We start from the raw sequence: 22,226 nt of genomic DNA on the forward strand, positions 1-22,226 counted from the left end.
CCAGTGTCCACTTCACAATTCCCGGCACTGTCGCGGCGCGGATTCATCGGCCTGGCCGGTGCGCTTGCGGCGGGTACCGCACTGACCGCATGCGCGGGCAGCGGCGGTGGCGGCAAGCAGTCCGGTGACGCCAACACCATCACCTTCTGGTCGAATCACCCTGGCACCTCGAAAGAACTCGAGGCCGAGTTGATCAACCGCTTCCAGGCGAAGTATCCGGATCTGAAGGTCAATCTGGTCGATGCGGGTAAGAACTACGAGGAGGTGTCGCAGAAGTTCAATGCGGCGCTGTCCGGCGGTGAGCTGCCCGATGTCGTTGTGCTGTCGGATGTCTGGTGGTTCAACTACGCGCTCAACGGCACCATCGAACCGCTCGATTCGCACTTCGCCGACGCCGGAGTGAAGCTCGACGACTACGTCGATTCGCTGGCCGCCGACTATGTCTTCAGCGGTAAGCACTACGCATTGCCTTACGCGCGCTCGACGCCGCTGTTCTACTACAACAAGGACGTATGGGCGAAGGCCGGTCTGCCCGACCGCGGCCCGCAGAGCTGGCCGGAGTTCGACGAGTGGGGTCCGAAGATCCAGTCGGTGGTCGGCGACGGCAAGCTCGCGCACGGCTGGGGCGACGCCAAGAACTACCTGGCCTGGACCTTCCAGGGCCCGAACTGGACCTTCGGCGGCGCCTACTCCGATCAGTGGACGCTGAAGTTCACCGACCCCAAAACCATTGCGGCGGGCCAATTCCTGCGCGATATGATCCACACCAAGAAGTACGCCGGCATCAAACCGCAGATCGCCGTCGACTTCGGCACCGGCGTCATCGCCTCCACCATCGCCTCCACCGGCGATCTGCGGGGCATCCAGAAGAATGCCGAGGGCAAACTGCAATTCGGCACCGCATTCCTGCCCCATCCCAACGGCCCGGGCGTCACCACCGGCGGTGCCGGGCTGGCGATACCTTCGCGGATCTCGGATCAGCGCAAGGTGAACGCGCTGAAGTTCATCGAGTTCATCACCAATGCCGCGAATACCGCTTACTTCTCGCAGGGCACCGGATATATGCCGGTGCGCAAATCCGCGGTGACCGATCCGAGCGAGGTCGACTTCCTGGCGAAGAATCCGAATGCGAAGGTCGCCATCGAGCAACTCGCGGTCACCAAATCGCAGGATTACGCGCGCGTCTTCGTGCCGGGCGGTGACCAGATCATCGGCACCGGACTGGAGCAGATCGGTCTGCAGAATGCCGATCCGGCAACGGCTTTCGCGAATGTCGCCAGTCAGCTGCAGACCATTATCGACCGGCAGATCACGCCGAAGCTGCCCAAGTAGTACCGACCAAGAGGGAGATCGACGCCGTGGCAACAGTGCACTTCGACGGGGTGACGCATCTGTATCCCGGTGCGCAGGCGCCCGCCGTCGACAACCTGGAGCTCGATATCGCCGACGGGGAATTCATCGTCCTCGTCGGCCCATCGGGTTGCGGCAAATCGACCAGTCTGCGAATGCTGGCCGGATTGGAATCCGTCGCGGCGGGTCGCATCCTGATCGGCGGTAAGGACGTCACCGGACTGCCGCCGCGCGCCCGCGATGTGGCGATGGTATTCCAGAGCTATGCGCTCTATCCGAATATGACGGTCGCGCAGAATATGGGCTTCGCCCTGCGCAATGCCGGAATGAACAAGGCGGACACCGGGGTTCGGGTGCGGGAGGCGGCGCAGATGCTCGAACTCGAGCATCTGCTCGACCGCAAACCGGCGAAACTTTCCGGCGGACAACGCCAGCGCGTCGCGATGGGGCGCGCCATCGTGCGCCGACCGCAGGTCTTCTGCATGGACGAACCGCTGTCCAACCTGGATGCGAAACTGCGGGTGAGCACCCGCTCGCAGATCGCCGCGCTGCAGAAGCGTCTCGGCACGACCACCGTCTACGTCACCCACGACCAGGTCGAGGCCATGACCATGGGCGATCGCGTCGCGGTGCTGCGCGAAGGGAAGCTCCAGCAGATCGCCAAACCCCGTGACCTCTACGACGATCCGGTCAATACTTTCGTCGCGGGGTTCATCGGCTCACCCGGCATGAATCTGCTCGACGCTCCGGTTCGCGACGGTGCCGCCGTCCTTGGCGGCCTGCGAATTCCCTTGCCCCGCACCTCAACCGGAGAGCGGGTCATTGTCGGCATCCGTCCGGAATCCTGGGAAACCACCACCGAAACCGATAACAGCCTCGCCGTGGCCGCCGAACTGCTCGAGGAACTCGGCGCCGAATCTTTCATCTACAGCCACGGCGTCACCGATGAATGGAACAGCCGCTCCGGCAAGGTGGTGGCGCGGGTGGACCGCCGCTTCCAAGTGGCGCTCGGCGATCGCCTGCGCCTGCGTCCGAAACTCGACGAGATCTTCTTCTTCGACGGCGAAACCGAGGAACGCCTGCGCTGAGCGCCCCGTGTCCTCGGCTCGCCGCGTGCTCACCAGATCTTGACGCGCTGCGCTGGTTCCAGATACAGCTCGTCGCCAGGCTGCACATCGAAAGCCTCGTGGAAGCTGTCGATATTGCGAACCACCGCATTGCAACGGAACTCCGGCGGCGAGTGCGGGTCGGTGGCCAGGCGCCGGATGGCCTCCTCATTGCGGGCCTTGGTCCGCCACACCTGCGCCCAACCGTAGAAGACGCGCTGCAGACCGCTCAGACCGTCGATGACCGGCGGCTCCTCGCCTTCGAGCGAAATCCGGTAGGCGGCCAGGGCAATGGACAGCCCGCCCAGGTCACCGATGTTCTCGCCGATGGTGAATTCGCCGTTGACGGTGTGGTCGTCGGCCAGCGCCTTGGGTGAGAGCACGTTGTACTGGTCGATCAAAGCCTTTGTGCGCTTACCGAATTCGGTGCGATCGGCATCGGTCCACCAGTCGATCATATTGCCGTCGCCGTCGTACTTGGCGCCCTGATCGTCGAAACCGTGGCCGATCTCATGGCCGATCACCGCACCGATGCCGCCGTAGTTGGCGGCGTCGTCGGCGTGCATATCGAAGAACGGCGGCTGCAGAATGGCCGCGGGGAAGACGATTTCGTTCATGCCCGGGTTGTAGTAGGCGTTCACCGTCTGCGGGGTCATGAACCATTCGCCGCGATCGACCGGACCGCCGAGCTTGTTCAGATCGCGATCGTGTTCGGCGGCATAGCCGCGACGGTAGTTGCCGACCAGATCGGACGGGACGATGACGATGGCGGAGTAGTCGCGCCATTTGTCCGGATAGCCGATCTTGGGGGTGAACTTCTCCAGTTTGGCCAGCGCGGCCGCCCTGGTATCCGGCCCCATCCAGTCCAGCTCGGCGATATTGCGGCGGTAGGCCTCCTGCAGGTTGGCGACCAGCTCGACCATCCGCGCCTTTGCCTCCGGCGGAAAGTGTTCGCCGACATACAGTTTGCCGACCGCCTCACCGAGCAGATCCTGCACCAGCGAAACACCGCGCTTCCAGCGTTCCCGGTTCTCCTGCGCGCCGGTCAGAGTGCGACCGTAGAAGTCGAAGTTCTCCTCGACGAGCGGATCGGTGAGATAGGGCGCCCGCGAACGCAACAGCCGCCAGATCGCCCACGCCTGCCAGTCGGCGAGCGGTTCGGCCGTCCAGGTCTGGGCGAAGGTGCGCACGTAATCCGGCTGGCGCACAACCACTTCGGCGAACAGTTCGGGACCGGACTTCGAGATCCCCTCGGCGAGTGCGGCAGTCCAGGCGTGCCAATCGAATTCCGGATGCTCGGCGACCAGCGCGTCGTACGTGGTGAGGTTGTAGCTCAGCTCGGCGTCACGGCGGCGCACCACATCCCAGTGCCCGGCCGCGAGCTTGCGCTCCAATTCGAAGATCCGCTGTCCGACCGTCGCCAGGTCGGCCGGCAGCAGTGCGGCGACCTGCGGTTCGGCGGCGGCCAATGCGAACATCCGGCCGATGTGTTCGACATATCGGTCCCGGATCTCGGCGAATTCGTCCTGCCGGTAGTAGGACTCGTCGGGCAGCCCGATCCCGGACTGGGTGGCATGCACCAGATACCGGTTGGAGTTCTTGTCGTCGGTATCCACATAGAAACCGAGCGCGCCGCCGACGCCGGTGCGCTGCAGGCGACCCAGTAGCGCGGCGAAGGCGCTGCGATCGGCGACCTCGTGGATCTCGGTGAGCTCCCCCGCGATCGGCGCCAGCCCGAGCGAGGCCACCGTATCGGTGTCCATGAAGCTCGAGTACAGATCGCCGATCTTGCGCGCGTCACTACCGTGCGGCGGCGCCGAGTCGGCGGCCCGCCGGATGATCGTCTGCACATCAAGCTCCGCCTGGTCGTACAGCGTCCGGAAGGCGCCGTCGACCGCACGATCCGCCGGTATCTCATAGGTATCCAGCCACCCGCCGTTGACATGGGCGAACAGATCGTCCTGAACGCGCACGGCGTGGTCGAGGTGGGAGAGATCGATACCGGAGGGACTGCTCAGATCGGAAGTCACGATGTCCAGTATGCAGAGATGGGGCGGAGGCTGCCGTCGCCGAGGTTGGCCCCGGCCGCGTCACGGCCGGGGTAGGCGGTCAGGCGGGCAGGATGATGCGATCGAATTCGCCGTCGCGTACGCCGGCGATGAACGCATCCCACTCTTCGGGCGTGTAGGAGAGGGTGATATCGCCGTGGCGCAGGGTAGCGCTGCCATCGGCGCAAGTTTGTGCGATCAGCTCGTTATGCGATCGGCCGCTGTTGAGAAGGTTGATGAACGAGGTCCAGAGGCTCGCGGTGACGGTGATGATGGGCTCTTCGGCGGGGCGGTTGGCCGGGTTGCGGCGGTATTTGCTGTCACGGATGAGCACCGCGTCACCATCGAACCGGACTTCGACGCATTGATTGCCGTTGTTCGATCGACTCGACGTGAACCAGTCAGTGAAAACCGACCGGAGGGTAGCGGTGGTGGCCATGGGCAGGATTTTACACTCGTGCATACCTGCTGATCAGGGCCAATGATGCTGCACGATTCAACGATTGTTCCAGTGCGCGAACGTAAGCGAAGCTCAAATCGCGCACCTGGTCCGGATCGTCGACCGCACCACCGAAGACCGCGCTCTCGGCCCACGCGAAGGTCGGCAGCTGTTCGCCAGCGAAGTCGATCAGATGGAAACTGGACCCGCCGAGCACCGCGCCCGCCCGCGCCGCGAACGGGATGACACGCACCTCGATATTGTCGAGCTGCTCGATCGTCTTCGCCAGATATTCCAACTGTCCGCGCAGCACCTCCGGCCCACCGGTCTGCTGCAGCAGGGTGCCCTCGCCGATGACCGCGGTCAGTTCCACTCGTCCCTTGCCGCGCAACCGCTCCTGCCGCCGCATCCGAATGGCTACCAGTTGCTCGACCTGAACCGGCCGGATCATCACATCGGCACTGATGAGCGCCCGCGCGTAGTCCTCGGACTGCAGCAGACCGGGAAAAACCAAGCTGTCATAGCTGCGAATGCTCTGCGCGCCGAACTCCATGCCGTACAGCCGCTGCAGTTCCGGCCCGATCAGCGCCGACGATTTGGCCCACCAGCCACGCTGCTTACTCGCCTCGAGCAGCGTCAGCAACTCGCCGCGCTCCTCGGCATCCACCTCGAGCAGTTCGAGCACCGGGCCGATGGTGTTCGTGGTGAGCACCCGTCGCCCCTTCTCGACGTGCGACCAGTTGGCCGGGGTGAAGCCGACCCGTTTGGCGAAGGTGGCCGAATCGAAGCCGCGCTGTTCGCGCAATTCGCGCAGGCGCAGCACCAGCTCCCAGCGAGCAACGGTCGGGGAAACGGGCGCCATGGCTCGAGATGGTACGCCGGAAATTTACTCGGCGTGTGACTATTGTCAAGGAACTTGTGCGGGTCTAGTGTCGATTTCAGCGGCAACTTTGGTTTTACGTCGATCCACTCAGAGTCGAGGCGAGGTTCGTCATGAGTACGTCGCGAATGGAATCGGGTAGCTACCTGGCAGCCCAGAATTTCGCGGCGGCCCAAGACGCCTTGGCGCGATGTCGCCGCTATCGCAAGGACAACGGTCTCTACGGGGTGGTCGATCCGGGACTCGGGCGAATTCTGTTGGAAGTCGGCGCGGTCGGCGCGGTCGTCATGCCAGCCGCACTCGGCAAGCGGGTACGCGCCTACCTCCTGGCCAACTACGGGCGGACCGGACCGATCATCGCGCATCCGCGCTCCAGCCGTTGGTCCTTCCTGACCGGTCCGACCGACAACTCGTACCTGGATATGACGCTGTTCCCGGAGTTGTTCCGGGTCTGCGCTTCGGTGGCGCTGCCGGGCAGCCGGATCGTGCTGCCCTCACCGACCGATGAGCTCAGCGGCTACCGGATCTGGATCGCACCGCCCGAGGGCGACTACCGCCCCGAACTCGCCGATGTCATCGCCGCCACCCGGACGTGCGCGAACAGTGGCGGCCGGTCGGTCTTCAAGGGTGTTGTCAAGGGGTCGGGCGCGGAGTGAGCGTCACGCTGAAGCTCTGCTCGATGCTGTGCTCCCACTTGTCCCGGCACTCGTTTTGTTTGGTCTGATCGTTGCCCGCCTTCTGCAGACAGTCCAGATAGTCCTTGCCGCCGGAGTCGACGAAGAAGCTCCAGCCGACGATGCTGAGCACCACCGCGGCGACCAGCGCGAGCACCCCCAGGATCAATCCGGTGACCGCCATGCCGGTGCCGCCGGCACTGCCGGAACGAATCTTGACCAGCGCGATGATGCCGAAGATCAGCGCGAAGAAGCCGAACAGATAGCCGCCGATCAGCGTCCAGCAGCTCAGGAAGCCGAGGATGCCGAGCACCAGTGCGGTGATCGCCATGCCTTTGCGCTTGGGAGATTCCTGCCAATAGTTCGGCTGCCCATGACCAGGTGGCGGCGGGTACTGACCCGGTGGCGGATATTGACCGGGCGGCGGATATTGCGCCATGGGACTTCCTCTCAGCCGGTGCGCCTGCGCTGCAGTCGCCTTCTGATCGCACTCGCTGGGATGTTGATGCCGAGGGGGTTATTCCGAGCCGAGCCGCGCGTGCATCTCCCAGACCAGGATCTCCGCAGGCCCGTGGGCGGTCACCAGCTGCCCACCCGATCTGGTCAGGCGCACGGCGTCACCCGCGTATAACGGACCCACGCCCTCCATCTCCACCTCGCCCCTTGCGACGAACAGATGCAGGTACGGGGCGTCGGGTAGGTCGATCGCCTGCTCGGTTTCCCCGCTGTTCGCCAACCGCGCCACATGCAGCGCCGAATGGCTGCTGGCGATGGCGATCGCGGTCCGATCGCGATAGCGCGGCAGGCCGGAGGCCACGGTCACCAGGCCGCCGCGGGCCAATTCGTCGTCGATCTCGAGCTGCTGATATCCGGGCTCCAAGCCCGGTTCGTCCGGCACCACCCACATCTGCACGAAATGGACCGGCTGGTCGTGTTCGGTGCCGTGGTCCAAACGCCAGGAGTCGTTCTTCTCCGAATGCAGAATGCCGGTGCCCGCGCTCATCCGCTGCGCCAGACCGGGATAGATGACGCCGCTGTGCCCTAGCGAATCCTGGTGCACCAGCGAGCCGCCGAGCACCCAGGTCACGATCTCCATATCCCGGTGCGGATGGGTTTCGAAGCCCTGACCAGGGGAAACAATGTCTTCGTTATTGACGAGCAGCAGCCCGTGATGGGTGTTGTCGGGATCGTAGTGCTCACCGAAGGAGAACGAGTGCTTCGAATCCAGCCAGGACACGCGCGTTTTCATGCGATCGCCGCCGCGATGGACATCGATGTGTGGTGTCGTGAGTGTGGACATCGTGGTCCTCCTCTCGGGACCGTGCACCGATCACCTTTCAGGGTAGGAGCACTTACGACGTGGTACTCCGAATTCCTAGTAAATTGTCCTGCACTCGGCATTTTACGCGAGCTGATCTTCGTGAGTGACGTGCGCGGGAGTCACTCACGGCTGCGGTCAACGGCAGGCGAGCAGTACCGACCGGTTAGTCGGGTCGGCGGTCGGCACGGCCCGCCGGCACCCGACGGGGGTCGGTACGCGCGCACGGTGGATTCGTAACATCATGTGCCACAACGGAATCGGAGGTGACGAACGGATGCGAACCGAGGTGCTCGCCCGCATCGAGCAGCAACTCCGCGATGCGGCAGAGCGCGACGGGATCAGCGATTTCGTCGTCGGTGTCGCGGTATTCCGCGACAGCAAACTCCTGGTAGTGCGCCGCGTACCCGACGATTACCACGGCGGCATGTACGAACTGCCCGGTGGCGGAGTCGAATCCGGGGAGACCCTGGCCGAATGCGTGGTGCGGGAACTGTTCGAGGAGACCGGGCTGCGGGTGCGCGCCATCACCGAGTTCCTCGGCGACTTCGACTACGCCACCAGGACCAAGCCCCGAGTTCGCAAATACAGCTTCATCGTCGAGGTGGAGCCAGGCGAGGTCGCGCTGGCCCCGGGCGAACACGACGCCTTCGCCTGGATCGATGCCGCGACAGTGGCGGATCTGCCGATGGCGCCGGATACGCGCGAGGCGGTCAGTGCACTGATCGCGGACGGGATTCGCTGATCGGGCGACGGCCACGGGGCGGGTAGCCTCTGGGCGTGTCTACTGGTCGCCCCGACGGCAACACTCCCGCGGACGCGCGGCCGGTTTCGCTACAGACGGCGCTGCGCGAGAGTCCCGGCGTATTGCGTTTGGCGCTGATCCGCTTTACCGGTCAGTTCGGTGACGGCATGTTCCAGGCGGCGCTGTCCGGCGCCATTCTGTTCAACCCGGAACGGGAGACCGATCCGCTCGCCATCGCGGCCGCGTTCGCGGTATTGCTGCTGCCGTACTCGCTGATCGGGCCGTATGCCGGTGCGCTGCTGGACCGCTGGGACCGGCGGGCGGTGCTGCTGGTCGCCAATGTGCTGCGGGCGGTGCTGATCGGGGCGGTGAGCATCGGGCTGTTGGCGGGCAGTAGCGAGACACCGTTGCTGTTGCTCGCGCTCGCCGTGGTCGGGGTCAGCAGGTTCGTGCTCTCGGGCGTGTCGGCTGCGTTGCCCCGAGTGCTCGATCAACACTGGCTGGTGCCCGCGAATTCGGTGCTGGCCACGGTGGCGTCCGGCTGTGCCGGTGTGGGCGCCGCGGCGGCGGTCGCGATCATCGGGTTGATCGGCGCTGGTGATTTCGCGTCGGCGATCGCGGTGGCGATCAGTGCCGTGTGGTCGGTCTGCGGTGCGGTATTCGCGGCCGGATTCGGGGCCGGGGTGCTCGGTCCGGAGCCGGGGACCGCGACGCGCGACAGTGCGGTACGAGCAATCGCGACCGGTCTGCGGCACGGTGCGGCCGCGGTCTGGGGAGCGGTTCAGGTCACCACCGCGATGATCGGCATCGGCACGCATCGGATCGTATTCGGCACCAATACGCTGATCATGGTGCTGGTGCTGCGGCAGGCGCCCGTCGACGGCGGCGGCGCGAATACCGGACTGACCCGGTTCGGGCTCGCCATCGGCTGTACCGCCGCCGGGATGTTGGTGGCGGCCGTCGTCGCGCCGGTATTGATTCCGCGGCTCGGCCGCTCGCGCACCGTGGTCCTCGGGCTGTTGACCGCGACCGTGGTGCAGTTGGCGCTGGTCACCCCGACCGCGATCGCGACGTCGGGGGCCGCGGCGCATCGGGCGCATCAATTGCTGCTGGTCGCCGCGTTCCTGTTCGGACTCGCGGGGCAGACCATCAAACTGACCGGCGACGCGACCATGCAGATCGATATCGATGACACCAGGCGCGGTCAGGTATTCGCATTGCAGGACACCGTATTCAATATCGCGTTCGTGCTGGCGATCGCGCTCACCGCATCGGTGATACCGGCGGATGGGCGCTCGATCGGCGTGGTACTGGTCGGCGCCGGAATCTATTGCGCCGGAATAGTAACCATTGCCGTCAACAGTCGGCGAGTGCCGGTTACTCGCTGAACGGCATTGTCGGATAAGTGGATTCATCGCCCGACCAGGTCCGGTGATCCCGAAGCGCGGCGACATGTTCGATCGGAGCTTGCGGATCGAACCAGCGCGAATCCCGCTTCGGCTCATCGTGATTCGACAAGGCCGCGCCGAATTGGTCGGCGGCGAGATGATCCGGCTCGGGCTCGGTACGCTCTATCCAGGCCAGTTGTTCGCTGTCCGCATCGGCCGGGCTGCCGGTGATCTGGTGATTCCAGGTGCCGTTGCCGGTCGGATCGGTGAAGAAATGGTCGAGTACGCCGTCGTCGTCGAGATCCAGCCCGGCCACATCGGCAATGCCGGTGCCGTGCGAATCCCACAGCACATCGTCGACCAGGCCGTCGCCGTCGAAGTCGAGTCCCACCGCATCGCCGATGCCCGCCCCGGATAGATCCAACTCCGTCTGGCTGGTCCAGACGTGCACCGTGCCGTCACCGGTTCCGAACACGTACTCGATCTCGTTCATATCTGATTGGACGCGACTGCGCCCCATCCGGTTCCGCCCTTCGCGCGATTCGGTCGGGTAAGTTGATCTCCCATCGACCCGAATCGACAGGGAGTCAACAACGGATGGGATTTCGGCCGATCTGTGCGCCCGCATTCCTCGGCGTGCTGCTCGCCGGAGCGCTGACCGTACCGACCCCCGTCGCGCAGGCCGCGCAGCATCCGTGGGCGCCGCCGCCGGTGAACAGTTGTGGCGAGATCGGATTCGACCCGTTGAACCGGGCGCCGGACCCGAACGCACCGCCGCCTCCGCCGCTGCCACCTTTGCCTCCGCAGATCGATATCCCGTTCCCGGTTCCCGAGGTCACGCCGGTTCCGGTCCCTGATCCGCCGCCGGACAACACCCGCATCGATCCGGAACCGCTGCCGACCGACCCGTGCCGCAATCCGTGCCCGGATATCCGGGACACGCCGAAGCCATCGGATCCCGCCACCGATCCGGAACCGGAAGGCACACCCGACACCGGGTCCAGCTCCGGTTCCGGACCCGGCCCGAGCTCCGGTTCGAGTTCGGGTTCCGGCTCGATCCGCCTGCCGCGCATAGAGTTTCGTCCGGAGATCGAACCCATTCCGATCCCGGTACCCGGCCCCGACGGAATCGAACCGCAACCCGCGCCGCCGCCGATCGTGCACCCGGCCGAACCCGGACCGCTGACCGCCGCCATCGCCGCGCCGCTGGTGGAATCGGTGGATCTGGTCGGTCAGGTGACCGGGCACGGTTCGGCGAACCGCACCGATATGCGCTGGCAGGTCGACGGCACCGACCTCGGCATCATGTGGGAGACCAAACCGGGCGAGGTCGCCGTGGCCTTCGGCGACACCTTCGGCGACGGCTGGACCAGTGGCGGCGTGGGCGGGCCCGACTGGCGCAGCAATGTGCTGGGCTACAGCACCGACCACGATCTCGCCGACGGACTCGACATCGACACCATGGTGCAGGACAGTCGCTGTCACGCCACCGAACTGCTGTCCAGCCGCAAGATCAAGAACTGGGAGACGACCACCATCCCGACCTCCGGGTTCGCGATCGGGCAGCGCCAGTTCATGAGCTATATGTCGGTGAACCACTGGAGCCGCATCCCCGGCCTGTGGTCGACCAATTACGGCGGACTCGCGTACTCCGACGACAACGGCCGCACCTGGGTCAAGGATCAGCATGCCCGGTGGGACAACTTCTTCGGACTCGGCCGGTTCCAAGTGGCGGCCATGGTGCCGCAGGGCGATTACGTCTATATGTTCGGCACGCCCAACGGGCGGGTCGGCATGATCGGCCTGGCCAGGGTGCCGAAGACCGAGGTGCTCAACAAATCTGCCTACCAGTACTGGGTGGGCGGAACCTGGGCCCCTGCGGCCGAAAACCAGGCCACGCCTCTGGTTCTCGGTATGGCCAGCGAGCTGTCGGTGCGCTTCGACAAGAACACCGAACAGTGGCAGATGGCCTATCTGGATTCGGCGCGCGCTGCGATCGTGATGCGCACCGCGGCGAGCCCGCAGGGCGCCTGGACCGACGGTGTCCAGCTGGTCTCGACCGACGACTATCCGAAGGCCTACGGCGGCTTCATCCATCCGTGGTCGACGGGTGAGGATCTGTACTTCACCATCTCGGCGTGGGACACCTACAACGTGTATCTCATGCACGCGAAGCTCGATCCGCCGCACTGATCGCGCTCGGATCCGCGCCGACGGTGATTCGGTATGGTGCGCATGTGATCGACCAGCGCATACGCACTTCGCACGGGCGGCTCCGGTGACGAGCGAGACACCGGGCTGGCAGTTCTGGATCGATCGGGGCGGCACATTTACCGACGTGGTGGCCCGTCGACCCGACGGCAAGCTGGTCACGCACAAGCTGCTCTCGGAGAATCCGGCGCGCTATGCCGACTCCGCGGTGGCGGGCATTCGCGAAATCCTCGCCGACGCGGGCGGCACCGCCGATATAGACGCCGTGCGGATGGGCACAACGGTCGCGACCAATGCGCTGCTCGAGCGCAAGGGCGAACGGACCGTGCTGGTCATCACCCGCGGCTTCCGCGACGCACTGCGTATCGCCTATCAGAATCGGCCGCAGATCTTCGCGCGCGAGATCGTGCTGCCGGAGTTGTTGCACGAGCACGTGATCGAGGTGGACGAGCGCGTCACGGCGGATGGAACGGTGCTGACTCCGCCGGATCTCGACGCGCTGACTGCCGAACTGAAGCCGTTGTACGACAGCGGTATCCGTGCCGTCGCCGTCGTCTGCATGCATTCGCATCTGTATCCCGAGCACGAAAAGGCGATCGGCCGGGTCGCCCGCGAGATCGGATTTCCGCAGATCTCGCTGTCCAGCGAGGTGAGCCCGCTGATGAAGCTGGTGCCGCGCGGGGACACCACGGTGGTGGACACCTACCTCTCACCGGTGCTGCGCCGCTACGTCCAGCAGGTCGCCGACCAGCTCACCGGTGTGCGGCTGATGTTCATGCAGTCCAATGGCGGACTCACCGAGGCCGGACAGTTCCGCGGTAAGGACGCCATTCTGTCCGGTCCGGCGGGCGGCATCGTCGGCATGGTGCGGATGTCCGAACTCGCCGGATTCGACCGCGTGATCGGCTTCGACATGGGTGGAACCTCCACGGACGTATCGCATTTCGCGGGCGAGTACGAGCGGGTTTTCATCACCCAGATCGCCGGTGTCCGGTTGCGCGCGCCGATGCTCGATATCCATACCGTGGCGGCGGGTGGCGGTTCGATCCTGCATTTCGACGGCAGCCGCTACCGCGTCGGACCCGATTCCGCGGGCGCGGCACCCGGGCCGGCCTGTTATCGCGGCGGCGGACCGCTGACGGTCACCGATGCCAATGTGATGCTCGGCCGCATCCAATCCGAGCATTTTCCAAGGGTTTTCGGGCCGGATGGCAACCAACCGCTCGATGATGCGCTGGTGCGCGACCGATTCGCGGAACTGGCCGCAGAAATCGCGGAGAGCACCGGTGACGATCGCACACCGGAGCAGGTCGCCGAGGGCTATCTCGAAATCGCGGTCGCCAATATCGCCGCCGCCATCAAGCGGATCTCGGTACAGAAGGGCCACGATGTGACCCGCTACGCGCTGACCACCTTCGGCGGCGCGGGCGGCCAACTCGCCTGCAAGGTGGCCGATTCCCTCGGCATTCGCACCGTTGTGGTGCCGCCGATGGCCGGTGTGCTCTCGGCCCTCGGTATCGGCCTCGCCGATACCACCGCCATGCGCGAGCGTTCGGTGGAGTTGCCGCTGCACGAGGAGTCGATGGACCGGGTCGGTGAGATCGCCGATGATCTGGAGGCCACCGCCCGCGCCGAACTACTCGGTGAGGATGTACCTGTGCACCGGGTGCGTATCGTGCGGCGGGCTCAGCTGCGCTACGACGGTACCGACACCACGCTCACCGTCGAGCTGACCGAACCGGCGCAGATGGCAACGGATTTCGTCGAACGTCACCGCGGCACCTACTCCTTCGTACTGGACCGCCCGATCGTGATCGAGGCGCTCTCGGTCGAGGCGACCGGGCTCACCGAATCACCCGATCTCGCCGACCTGGCCGAACCGCGCGTAGCCACCAGCGAGCCGGAGTCGGTACAACTGCACACCGGTGGTGCTCGGCGTGCGGTATTCCTCTATCGGCGTGCGGAATTGGTGCCCAAGAAAGCAGTACGCGGGCCCGCGATCATTACCGAGGCCAATTCCACCACGGTCGTCGACGACGGCTGGCAGGCCGTGGTGAACGACCTCGGACATCTGATCATGGAACGGGTCGCGGCGGTGGCCGCACCGGAGGCGGGCACCGAAGCGGATCCGGTGCTGCTCGAGGTGTTCAACAATTTGTTCATGTCCATCGCCGAGCAGATGGGCGCGCGGCTGGAGTCGACCGCACAGTCGGTCAATATCAAAGAGCGCCTGGACTTCTCGTGCGCGCTCTTCGATCCCGACGGCAATCTCGTCGCCAATGCGCCGCATATTCCGGTCCATCTCGGATCGATGGGCACCAGCGTCAAGGAGGTCATCCGGCGCAGGCAGGCCGGGGGCATGCGCCCCGGCGACACCTATGCCGTCAACGATCCCTACCACGGCGGCACCCATCTGCCGGACGTCACGGTGATCACGCCGGTATTCGACACCACGGGTGCCGAGATCCTCTTCTATGTCGCCTCGCGGGGCCACCACGCCGAGATCGGTGGTATCGCGCCCGGTTCGATGCCGGCGAACAGCCGTCGCATCGAAGAGGAGGGGGTCATCTTCGACAACTGGCTGCTCGTCGAGGACGGTCGGTTCCGCGAGGACGAGACGCTGCACTTGCTCACCGAAGCGCCGTACCCGTCCCGAAATCCGGCCACCAACCTCGCCGATCTGCGCGCCCAGATCGCCGCCAATGCCAAGGGCGTCGAAGAAGTCCGGAAGATGATCGAGCACTTCGGGCTCGATGTCGTCGAGGCGTATATGCGACATGTGCAGGACAATGCCGAGGAATCGGTGCGGCGCGTCATCGATGCGCTCGACGACGGCGAATACTCCTATGCGACCGACCTGGATGCGACCATTCGCGTACGGGTCACGGTGGACCGGGAAAACCGCAGCGCCACCATCGATTTCAGTGGTACCTCCGGGCAGCTCGACGGTAACTTCAACGCGCCCTATGCCGTTGCGAACGCGGCCGTCCTATACGTATTCCGGACGCTGGTCGCCGACGATATCCCGCTCAACGACGGCTGTCTGCGACCACTGCGGATCATCGTGCCGCCCGGTTCGATGCTCGCGCCCGAACCGCCCGCCGCGGTCGTCGCGGGCAATGTCGAGACCTCCCAGGCGATTACCGGCGCACTGTACGCGGCGCTCGGTGTGCAGGCCGAGGGGTCGGGCACGATGAACAACATCACTTTCGGCAATGAACGCAGCCAGTACTACGAGACGATCGGATCCGGATCCGGTGCGGGCGACGGTTTCGACGGCGCGCCCGTGGTGCAGACCCATATGACCAACTCCCGGCTCACCGATCCGGAGGTGCTGGAGTGGCGGCTGCCGGTACTGCTCGAGGAGTTCTCGGTGCGCGCTGGGAGCGGAGGCACCGGTCGATGGCGCGGTGGCGACGGTGCGGTGCGTCGGCTGCGATTCACCGAAGCGGTGACGGTCTCGACGCTGTCGAGCCATCGCCGGGTGCCGCCGTACGGCATGGCGGGCGGCGCGCCCGGTGCACTCGGCCGAAACCGGATCGAGCGTGCCGATGGCACGGTTCAGGACCTGAGCGGGGCGGATTCGGCGCATCTCGACCCCGGAGATGTGCTGGTCATCGAGACGCCCGGCGGTGGCGGGTACGGGAACTGATCACGTTCGACGCAGCGCCCCGGCATGCTTTCGAGAGTGAGACGGATCACATTCGAATGTGCCACGTCGAAGGGAGGTCACCGAGGACGACACCTGCGCGCTGACCGGCGACAGGGCGGTGGAACCCCACCTGGAAGGCATGCGGGTCAAGAAAGAGCTGATGCTGAATGCCGCTGGGCTCGAAGGCATCTCGTTGCGCTACGGGCTGTTCTACGGCGCGGCGAAGGCGGAACTCGGTTGGCAGCCCCGCTACCCATCCTGCGCAGACAACCTGCGCGCCTTGGCCGCCGACCAGCAGGTATAGAACCCCTATCTGAATACGCACAATTTGCCCACTTCGTCACACCCGCGAACGTGGTCGGGCGCGCCGACGCCAAGTACGCTCGGAGCAATCATGGCCACGTACTTCGATCCGACCTCATGGTCACCGATGCGGGCCGTCGACATGGGTAAACGCCTCTTCGACCAATCATTGCTCGAGCAATGGCTCGCCTACACCACCGCATGGGTGGATCCACTGGCCGACTTCGGCGCGGGCACGGTGACCGCGCTCATGCCGGACGTGCTGATGACCGTGCTCAGCGAGGGCATTCTCAGCCGGTTCGGCGGCCAAGAGGTCAGCGCCACCCTGCTCGGCCACGACCTGCACGCCACCCTGCAGGTGCTCAAGGTGCGCAGACGCGGCGCGCATTTCCAGACCAAGACCGTGCTGTCCCGGCTGCGCTGGGACGACTACCCGATCGAACGGGTCACCGTGATCGCGCACGGCGTCCGGCTGGTGCCCGGTGTACCGACGAAGGCACGGGTGCAGCAGCTTGATCTGAACGGAACCGTCACCACCGAGGCGCTCGTCGGTTGGCTCGATACCCAGCAGCGCGATTGGAAACTCGACATCGACGCGAGCGGATTGATCCGGGCGAAGCATCGCAAACGCCGGATCAGCGCGCTGGTGGAGGCGCAAGTGCGCGACAACCTGCTGACCGTCGATATCCACCGGGCGAACTGGCTGGGCATCCGGATCCCGCGCAAGCTGATCACCGCGCCGACGATCCTGCTGGATCGGCTGCCGAACGACGCACGCATCGTGCACGCCACCCGCGAGGGCGATCTGGTCCGGTTCCGGGTGGAGCTGCCGGGAATCACCGGATCGTTCGATCTGGCACAGATCCGCTCGGCCATCGTGGCGGGTACCACGCTGATCATCTTCTGATCGACCGGCGAATTCCCTATCAGACCTGGGCTTTCCACCATTCCAGCAGCGCGGCCTCGGCCTCGTCCCGGCTGAGCGGTCCGCGATCCAGGCGCAACTCCTTCAGGAAGCGCCACGCCTTGCCGACCTCCGGGCCCGCGGGAATGCCGAGCAGTTCCATGATCGCGTTACCGTCCAGGTCCGGACGCACCCGATCCAGATCCTCCTGCTCCTGCAGTCTGGCGATCCGCGTCTCCAGCTCGTCATAGGTGGCGCGCAGCGCGGCGGCGCGACGCTTATTGCGGGTGGTGCAGTCGGCGCGGACCAGTTTGTGCAGCCGAGGTAGCAGGTCATCGGCGTCGGTGACGTAGCGGCGCACCGCCGAATCGGTCCACTGTCCCTTGCCGTAGCCGTGAAAACGCAAGTGCAGGAACACCAGTCGCGCCACGTCCTCGGTGAACTGCTTGGGGTACTTGAGCGCGCGCATCCGCTTGCGCACCATTTTCGCGCCGACCACCTCGTGGTGATGGAAGCTGACCCCGCCGCCCGGTTCATTGCGCTTGGTATCGGGCTTGCCGATGTCGTGCAGCAGTGCGGCCCAGCGCAGCACCAGATCCGGGTCGCCCTCCTCCAGGTCGATGGCCTGCTGCAACACGGTCAGCGAATGCCAGTAGACATCCTTGTGCTGGTGGTGCTCGTCGATCTCCAGCTTCATCGCGGGCACCTCAGGCAGCACCAGCTGGGCCAGGCCCGTCTCGCACATGACATTGATGCCATCGATCGGATGCGCGGAGGCGATGAGCTTATCCAGTTCGGTGCGCACCCGCTCCGCGGTGATCCGTTCCAACTCACCCGCCATCGCGACGATCGCGACCCGCACCCGAGGCTCCAGTTCGAAGCCGAGCTGCGCGACGAAACGCGCCGCCCGCAGCATGCGCAGCGGATCGTCGTTGAACGAATCCTCCGGCGCCGCAGGCGTATCCAGCACTCCGGCGAGCAGCGCGTCCATCCCACCGAGCGGATCGACGAACTCCAGCGACCCGTCGGCCCCGATCTTCACCGCCATCGCATTGACCGTGAAATCGCGACGCACCAGATCACCCTCGAGCGAATCACCGAAGGTGACCTCGGGATTGCGCGACACCCGGTCATAGGTATCGCTGCGGAAGGTGGTGATCTCCAATTGCTGATCGGCCTTCGACGCACTCACCGTGCCGAACGCCAACCCGCCGGTATCCCACAGATGATCGGCCCACCCGCGCAACAACTCCTGCACTCGCTCGGGCCTGGCATCGGTGGTGAAATCCAGATCCGTCCCCAACCGCCCGAGCACCGCATCGCGCACACTGCCCCCGACCAGGTACAACTCATACCCCCGCGCGGCGAATAACTCGCCCAGCGGCGTCAACACGTCGGACAATCGTCCCAGCGTGACCGCGGCCGCGGCCAGCAATCGGGTACGTCGATCCAACGCTGCATCCTCGGACTTGGGCGAAACCACGAAGTAGCAGCTTACCGAGCCCACACAACCGATATTCCAGCGCAACCCAGCCGAACGGCCTGCGCATCTACTTGCCTGCGCACCTGTCTATATAAAAGGCATTGGCACAAGCCGAGCTGACAGCACAACGCAACCACAACGGAGCGAGTCTTACGAGCGACGTTCGCGGCCCGTCTCGCGTCCGAGCCGTCGAAGCGCATGCGACGAAGTCGCGAGTCTCGACGGCTCGGACGCGAGACACCAGGGGGCCGCGAACACGCAGCGCCGAAGGCGCTGCCAAAGATAGAGCACACGCCGCGCCGGAGGGACGGCAATTCAGCACAGTAGGATTGCGTGGTGTCTCCGGCCGATCGCGCGAACAGTCGACGCCGCCAGCCCCGGCGCCGCGGTTCGGCCGCCAACGCGGCGAAACCGCGCATGCGCACGGTACGGGAAACCTCGGCGGGCGGACTCGTCGTCGACGGGTTGGACGGGCCGAGCGATAAACGCAGTGCGGCGCTGATCGGGCGGACCGACCGGCGTGGCAGACTGCTGTGGTCGCTGCCCAAGGGACATATCGAAGAGGGGGAGACGCCCGAACAGACCGCGATCCGGGAGGTCGCCGAGGAGACCGGAATCAATGGGATAGTGGTCGCCGAACTCGGCAGCATCGATTACTGGTTCGTCACCGAGGGTCGCCGGGTACACAAGACCGTGCACCATTATCTGCTGCGCTCCATCGGTGGTGAGCTCTCCGATGCCGACGTCGAGGTCACGCAGGTGGCGTGGGTTCCGTTGAGCGAATTGGATTCTCGGCTCGCCTATGCCGACGAGCGGCGCCTCGCCGAAGTGGCGAACCGGATGATCGACCGGATGGAGACCGGCAAGAGATGACCCAGACTTTCCGGCATCGCGCAGCGATTCCGTGGGGGGTGGTGGTCGGGCGACGGGTAGGCCTGTTCCGGATCATCGCGGCGGTCCTGACCATTCTCGGCTCGGCGACGGCGGTCCCGGTATTGCTCGCCCAACCCGCCGCCGCCCAGCCGACGACGCCGAATAGTTCGTCGTCGCCGAAATTCCTGAAGCTGACCCTGGATTCGGTGAACCCGTCCGCGGTGACCACCACCAGCGATCCGACGCTGACGGTCGCGGGCACCGTCACCAATATCGGCGATCGGGTGGTCGAGGACATCAGTGTCCGCATCCAACGCGCCGCCGCGGTGTCGGCACCGAGCGCGCTGCGCTCGACTCTGCGCTTGGACCAGGTCAACTACGACGTGACCGGTCCGTTCGAAGATGTCGCCGAGCGTTTGAGTCCAGGCCAGCGCAAACAGTTCACGATCAGCATCGCGTTGCGCTCCGGCGGCGGTACGGCCGCGCTCGATATCACCAAGCCCGGCGTTTATCCGCTGCTGCTGAATGTCAACGGGGAACCGGCCTACGGCACCCAGGCCCGCCTCGACGACGCACGGTTCCTGCTGCCGGTGCTGGGTGTACCGCCCGCGGTCGATATCAGCTCGCCGGTGCCCGCCGCGCCCGATACCCCGGTGGCGACGACGCTGCTGTGGCCGCTGGCCGACCGTCCTCGGCTGGTCGCCGGTGTCACCGGCCCGCTCAATGGAAAGGCCGAGCTCACCGACGACGAACTGGCCGCATCGCTGGGCAAGGGCGGACGGCTGGACCAATTGCTCGGCGCCTTGGAATCGGTGCTCGGCACCAACCCGGCCAGTCGCGATCGCACGCTGAACTCGGCGGTCTGCATCGCGATCGATCCCGATCTGCTGATCACCGCACAGGCGATGACCAAGGGTTATCGCGTACTGGCCAGCCCATCCGATCCGGACGGTGCGACCAGGGCAGGTACCGGCGCCGATCAGGCCCAGACCTGGCTGGACCGATTGCGCGCGGTCACCGCATCGACCTGCACGGTCGCACTGCCGTTCGCACAGGTCGATATCACGGCATTGGCCGCGGTCAACGATGCCGAACTGTCCACGCGAGCGTTGAACGACCCCGCCGATATCGTCGATTCGATTCTCGCCACCAAATCGGTGCGCGGGGTCAGCGTGCCGGATTCCGGCAGTATCGATGAGAGCGCGGGAATGTTGTTGCGCGGCCACGGTTTCGGGACCGCGGTACTGGCCGATAACGCCGCCGTCCCGCTCGGCACCGCCGGTACCTCGACGGATTCGCAGCCGATCACCACCGGACGCGGCGGCGCCGGCAGTCAGGGCAGCACGAACCAGACCACCTCGAGTCAGCCGCTGCCGGAGGCGAGCACGCCGGATGTGGTCCGGTTCGCCGAGATCGCCCCGGTGCCCGTCACGCCGGAACCGGCACCGGAACCGCAGACCAGCGCCACACCGAGCACATCCGCGACGAGCACGTCCGCCCCGACGACGAGTGCGGCACCCTCCGGCACTCAGGCCCCGCCCGCCGATCCGGCACTGCACGCGGCGACCTTCGATATCTGGTCCGCGACCGCCCTCGCCGCCGTCGGCTCCAACCCGCCCACCCCGTCGTTCACCCCCGCACGCGTCCGCTACGACGTCACCAACGACTCCAGGATGGCCCGCCTGCAGGACGCGCTCGGCGCCATCACCTGGTCCGCGCTGAACCCGGACCCGAGCCGCCCGCACTCGCTGCTGCTGGTGCCGCCGCAGCAGTGGAGCGCGAACCGGGAAGAGGCCACCGCGATCCTGAAGCAGGTCGACCTGCTGCTGCACAACAACCTCGCGACGCCGCGCACGCTTGCCGAGCTGGTCGCCGAATCGCCCGACGCGCAGCCCCACGAACCCGACTATCTGCCGCAGGCTGCCCATGACGCGGTTCCGGACCGCTTCGTGCTCCCGGTCCGCGACCAGGGCCGCCGGATCACCGATCTCATGCGTTCGCTCGTCGAGGTGCCCGAGACCGAGCCGACGCCGAACCAATATCTGACCCCGCTGCGCGACGGTCTGCTGCGCGTCCTGACCCTCTCCGACCGGCGCTCCGGCGATTCCGCACAGCCGGACACCTATGCCCAGCGCCGACTCGACCAGACGACACGCACACTGGACCGGCTCTACGGTTCGGTCACCGTGCTGCCGCCCGGCGGGGTGTACACCTTGGCCTCCGAACAGAGCCCATTGCTATTGGTCGCGCGCAACGATCTGCCGGTCGCCATCCGGGTCCGGTTCCGGATCGAGGCGCCGACGGAGACGAAGATCACCGATCCGGGCGAGGAGACGCTGCCGCCCACCGGTAGCCGGTCGTTCCAGATCCCGACCGAGGTCACCGATAGCCGTAACCTGGTCATTCCGATCTCCCTTACCACGTCCGACGGTGTCCCACTCGGCAATCCCACCTCGGTCTCGGTGCGTTCGAACGCTTACGGTCAGACCTTGGCAATAATTACGGCGTGTGCCGGAATACTGCTGTTCCTGTTGGCCGGGCGCCGGTTGTTGCGTCGGTTCCGCGGACAGCCGGATCCGGCCGACGAGGGTTTCGATCCGGGCACCCGGCGCCGGGTGAACAGGTACCGACGGGCGCGCAGGCGCGTCTTACAGCAGCAGGAGCAGCAGGAGGCGGGATGACGACGAGGACACCTCGCTCGTGCTCGGCTGTCATCGCTGTGTTGATTCGACCGACCTGTAGGCAGTCGGTCGCCGCTGATCGGTACCCGACCCCGCACCACTCATGGCATCGTGGAGGACAATCGCGTAACACCCTGGGCGTCATCGGCCCGGCGGCGGGGGATGGCATGG

18 protein-coding genes are annotated in these 22,226 nt (G+C 65.7%); 11 read left to right on the forward strand and 7 right to left on the reverse strand.

The window, feature by feature from the left end:
• Nucleotides 1–3: 3 nt before the first annotated feature.
• Both ACQPYR_RS43095 and ACQPYR_RS43100 read left to right on the forward strand, forming a co-directional pair.
• Nucleotides 4–1,332 carry an ABC transporter substrate-binding protein gene (locus ACQPYR_RS43095; RefSeq protein WP_433625975.1) on the forward strand — a complete coding sequence of 443 codons (1,329 nt, stop codon included), beginning with the start codon at nt 4–6 and terminating at the stop codon, nt 1,330–1,332.
• 26 nt (nt 1,333–1,358) lie between these two features.
• Nucleotides 1,359–2,438, forward strand: coding sequence for an ABC transporter ATP-binding protein (locus ACQPYR_RS43100; RefSeq protein ID WP_433625977.1), 1,080 nt, complete (start codon nt 1,359–1,361; stop codon nt 2,436–2,438).
• Nucleotides 2,439–2,467: 29 nt separating this feature from the next.
• Here ACQPYR_RS43100 and ACQPYR_RS43105 read toward each other — a convergent pair whose 3' ends face one another.
• The 3 genes from ACQPYR_RS43105 to ACQPYR_RS43115 all read right to left on the reverse strand — a co-directional run bounded on the left by ACQPYR_RS43105 (nt 2,468) and on the right by ACQPYR_RS43115 (nt 5,805).
• Nucleotides 2,468–4,486 (reverse strand): M13 family metallopeptidase, encoded by a 2,019-nt coding sequence (locus tag ACQPYR_RS43105; RefSeq protein WP_433625979.1) that lies wholly within the window; start codon nt 4,484–4,486, stop codon nt 2,468–2,470.
• Between the two features lie 79 nt (nt 4,487–4,565).
• The gene (locus ACQPYR_RS43110) at nt 4,566–4,943 is read right to left on the reverse strand and encodes a DUF397 domain-containing protein (RefSeq protein WP_433625981.1); all 378 of its coding nucleotides are present in this window, start codon (nt 4,941–4,943) and stop codon (nt 4,566–4,568) included.
• Nucleotides 4,944–4,953: 10 nt separating this feature from the next.
• On the reverse strand, nt 4,954–5,805 hold the full coding sequence (locus ACQPYR_RS43115) for a Scr1 family TA system antitoxin-like transcriptional regulator (protein ID WP_433625983.1): 852 nt from the start codon (nt 5,803–5,805) through the stop codon (nt 4,954–4,956).
• A gap of 131 nt (nt 5,806–5,936) precedes the next feature.
• Here ACQPYR_RS43115 and ACQPYR_RS43120 point away from each other — a divergent pair, with 131 nt between their 5' ends.
• Nucleotides 5,937–6,479 carry a hypothetical protein gene (locus ACQPYR_RS43120; protein WP_433625985.1) on the forward strand — a complete coding sequence of 181 codons (543 nt, stop codon included), beginning with the start codon at nt 5,937–5,939 and terminating at the stop codon, nt 6,477–6,479.
• Here the strand turns inward: ACQPYR_RS43120 and ACQPYR_RS43125 are convergent.
• Together ACQPYR_RS43125 and ACQPYR_RS43130 are read right to left on the reverse strand one after the other, a co-directional pair.
• Nucleotides 6,457–6,936: a DUF4190 domain-containing protein gene (locus ACQPYR_RS43125; protein WP_433625987.1), complete on the reverse strand. Its 480-nt coding sequence runs from the start codon at nt 6,934–6,936 to the stop codon at nt 6,457–6,459. The genes ACQPYR_RS43120 and ACQPYR_RS43125 overlap by 23 nt on opposite strands.
• A 78-nt stretch (nt 6,937–7,014) precedes the next feature.
• The gene (locus tag ACQPYR_RS43130; protein ID WP_433625989.1) at nt 7,015–7,797 is read right to left on the reverse strand and encodes a pirin family protein; all 783 of its coding nucleotides are present in this window, start codon (nt 7,795–7,797) and stop codon (nt 7,015–7,017) included.
• 295 nt (nt 7,798–8,092) lie between these two features.
• Between ACQPYR_RS43130 and ACQPYR_RS43135 the strand changes: the two genes are divergently transcribed.
• On the forward strand, nt 8,093–8,560 hold the full coding sequence (locus ACQPYR_RS43135; RefSeq protein WP_433625991.1) for an NUDIX domain-containing protein: 468 nt from the start codon (nt 8,093–8,095) through the stop codon (nt 8,558–8,560).
• A gap of 35 nt (nt 8,561–8,595) precedes the next feature.
• Entirely contained in the window at nt 8,596–9,948 is a 1,353-nt protein-coding gene (locus ACQPYR_RS43140) for an MFS transporter (RefSeq protein WP_433625994.1), read from the forward strand.
• On the opposite strand, the gene ACQPYR_RS43145 is transcribed toward ACQPYR_RS43140, so the two are convergent.
• Nucleotides 9,938–10,441, reverse strand: a complete 504-nt coding sequence (locus tag ACQPYR_RS43145) for a hypothetical protein (RefSeq protein ID WP_433625997.1) — start codon at nt 10,439–10,441, stop codon at nt 9,938–9,940. The genes ACQPYR_RS43140 and ACQPYR_RS43145 overlap by 11 nt on opposite strands.
• Nucleotides 10,442–10,545: 104 nt before the next feature.
• On the opposite strand from ACQPYR_RS43145, the gene ACQPYR_RS43150 reads away from it, so the two are divergent.
• The 4 genes from ACQPYR_RS43150 to ACQPYR_RS43165 all read left to right on the forward strand — a co-directional run bounded on the left by ACQPYR_RS43150 (nt 10,546) and on the right by ACQPYR_RS43165 (nt 17,021).
• Complete coding sequence (locus tag ACQPYR_RS43150) at nt 10,546–12,141, forward strand: DUF4185 domain-containing protein (protein WP_433625999.1); 1,596 nt, start codon at nt 10,546–10,548, stop codon at nt 12,139–12,141.
• Between the two features lie 85 nt (nt 12,142–12,226).
• Entirely contained in the window at nt 12,227–15,811 is a 3,585-nt protein-coding gene (locus ACQPYR_RS43155) for a hydantoinase B/oxoprolinase family protein (RefSeq protein ID WP_433626002.1), read from the forward strand.
• A gap of 58 nt (nt 15,812–15,869) precedes the next feature.
• Nucleotides 15,870–16,115, forward strand: a complete 246-nt coding sequence (locus ACQPYR_RS43160) for a hypothetical protein (RefSeq protein WP_433626005.1) — start codon at nt 15,870–15,872, stop codon at nt 16,113–16,115.
• Between the two features lie 90 nt (nt 16,116–16,205).
• Nucleotides 16,206–17,021, forward strand: a complete 816-nt coding sequence (locus ACQPYR_RS43165; RefSeq protein ID WP_433626008.1) for a hypothetical protein — start codon at nt 16,206–16,208, stop codon at nt 17,019–17,021.
• Nucleotides 17,022–17,040: 19 nt separating this feature from the next.
• Here the strand turns inward: ACQPYR_RS43165 and ACQPYR_RS43170 are convergent, their stop codons facing one another.
• Nucleotides 17,041–18,471, reverse strand: a complete 1,431-nt coding sequence (locus ACQPYR_RS43170; protein ID WP_433626010.1) for a CCA tRNA nucleotidyltransferase — start codon at nt 18,469–18,471, stop codon at nt 17,041–17,043.
• A 366-nt stretch (nt 18,472–18,837) separates the two neighbouring features.
• Between ACQPYR_RS43170 and ACQPYR_RS43175 the strand changes: the two genes are divergently transcribed.
• The gene (locus ACQPYR_RS43175; protein ID WP_062981726.1) at nt 18,838–19,374 is read left to right on the forward strand and encodes an NUDIX hydrolase; all 537 of its coding nucleotides are present in this window, start codon (nt 18,838–18,840) and stop codon (nt 19,372–19,374) included.
• Nucleotides 19,371–22,055 (forward strand): DUF6049 family protein, encoded by a 2,685-nt coding sequence (locus ACQPYR_RS43180; RefSeq protein ID WP_433626013.1) that lies wholly within the window; start codon nt 19,371–19,373, stop codon nt 22,053–22,055. The genes ACQPYR_RS43175 and ACQPYR_RS43180 overlap by 4 nt, the downstream gene beginning before the upstream one ends.
• The last annotated feature ends 171 nt before the right edge of the window (nt 22,056–22,226 follow it).

The organism is Nocardia sp. CA-120079, from assembly GCF_050955745.1.
Taxonomy (GTDB): Bacteria; Actinomycetota; Actinomycetes; order Mycobacteriales; family Mycobacteriaceae; genus Nocardia.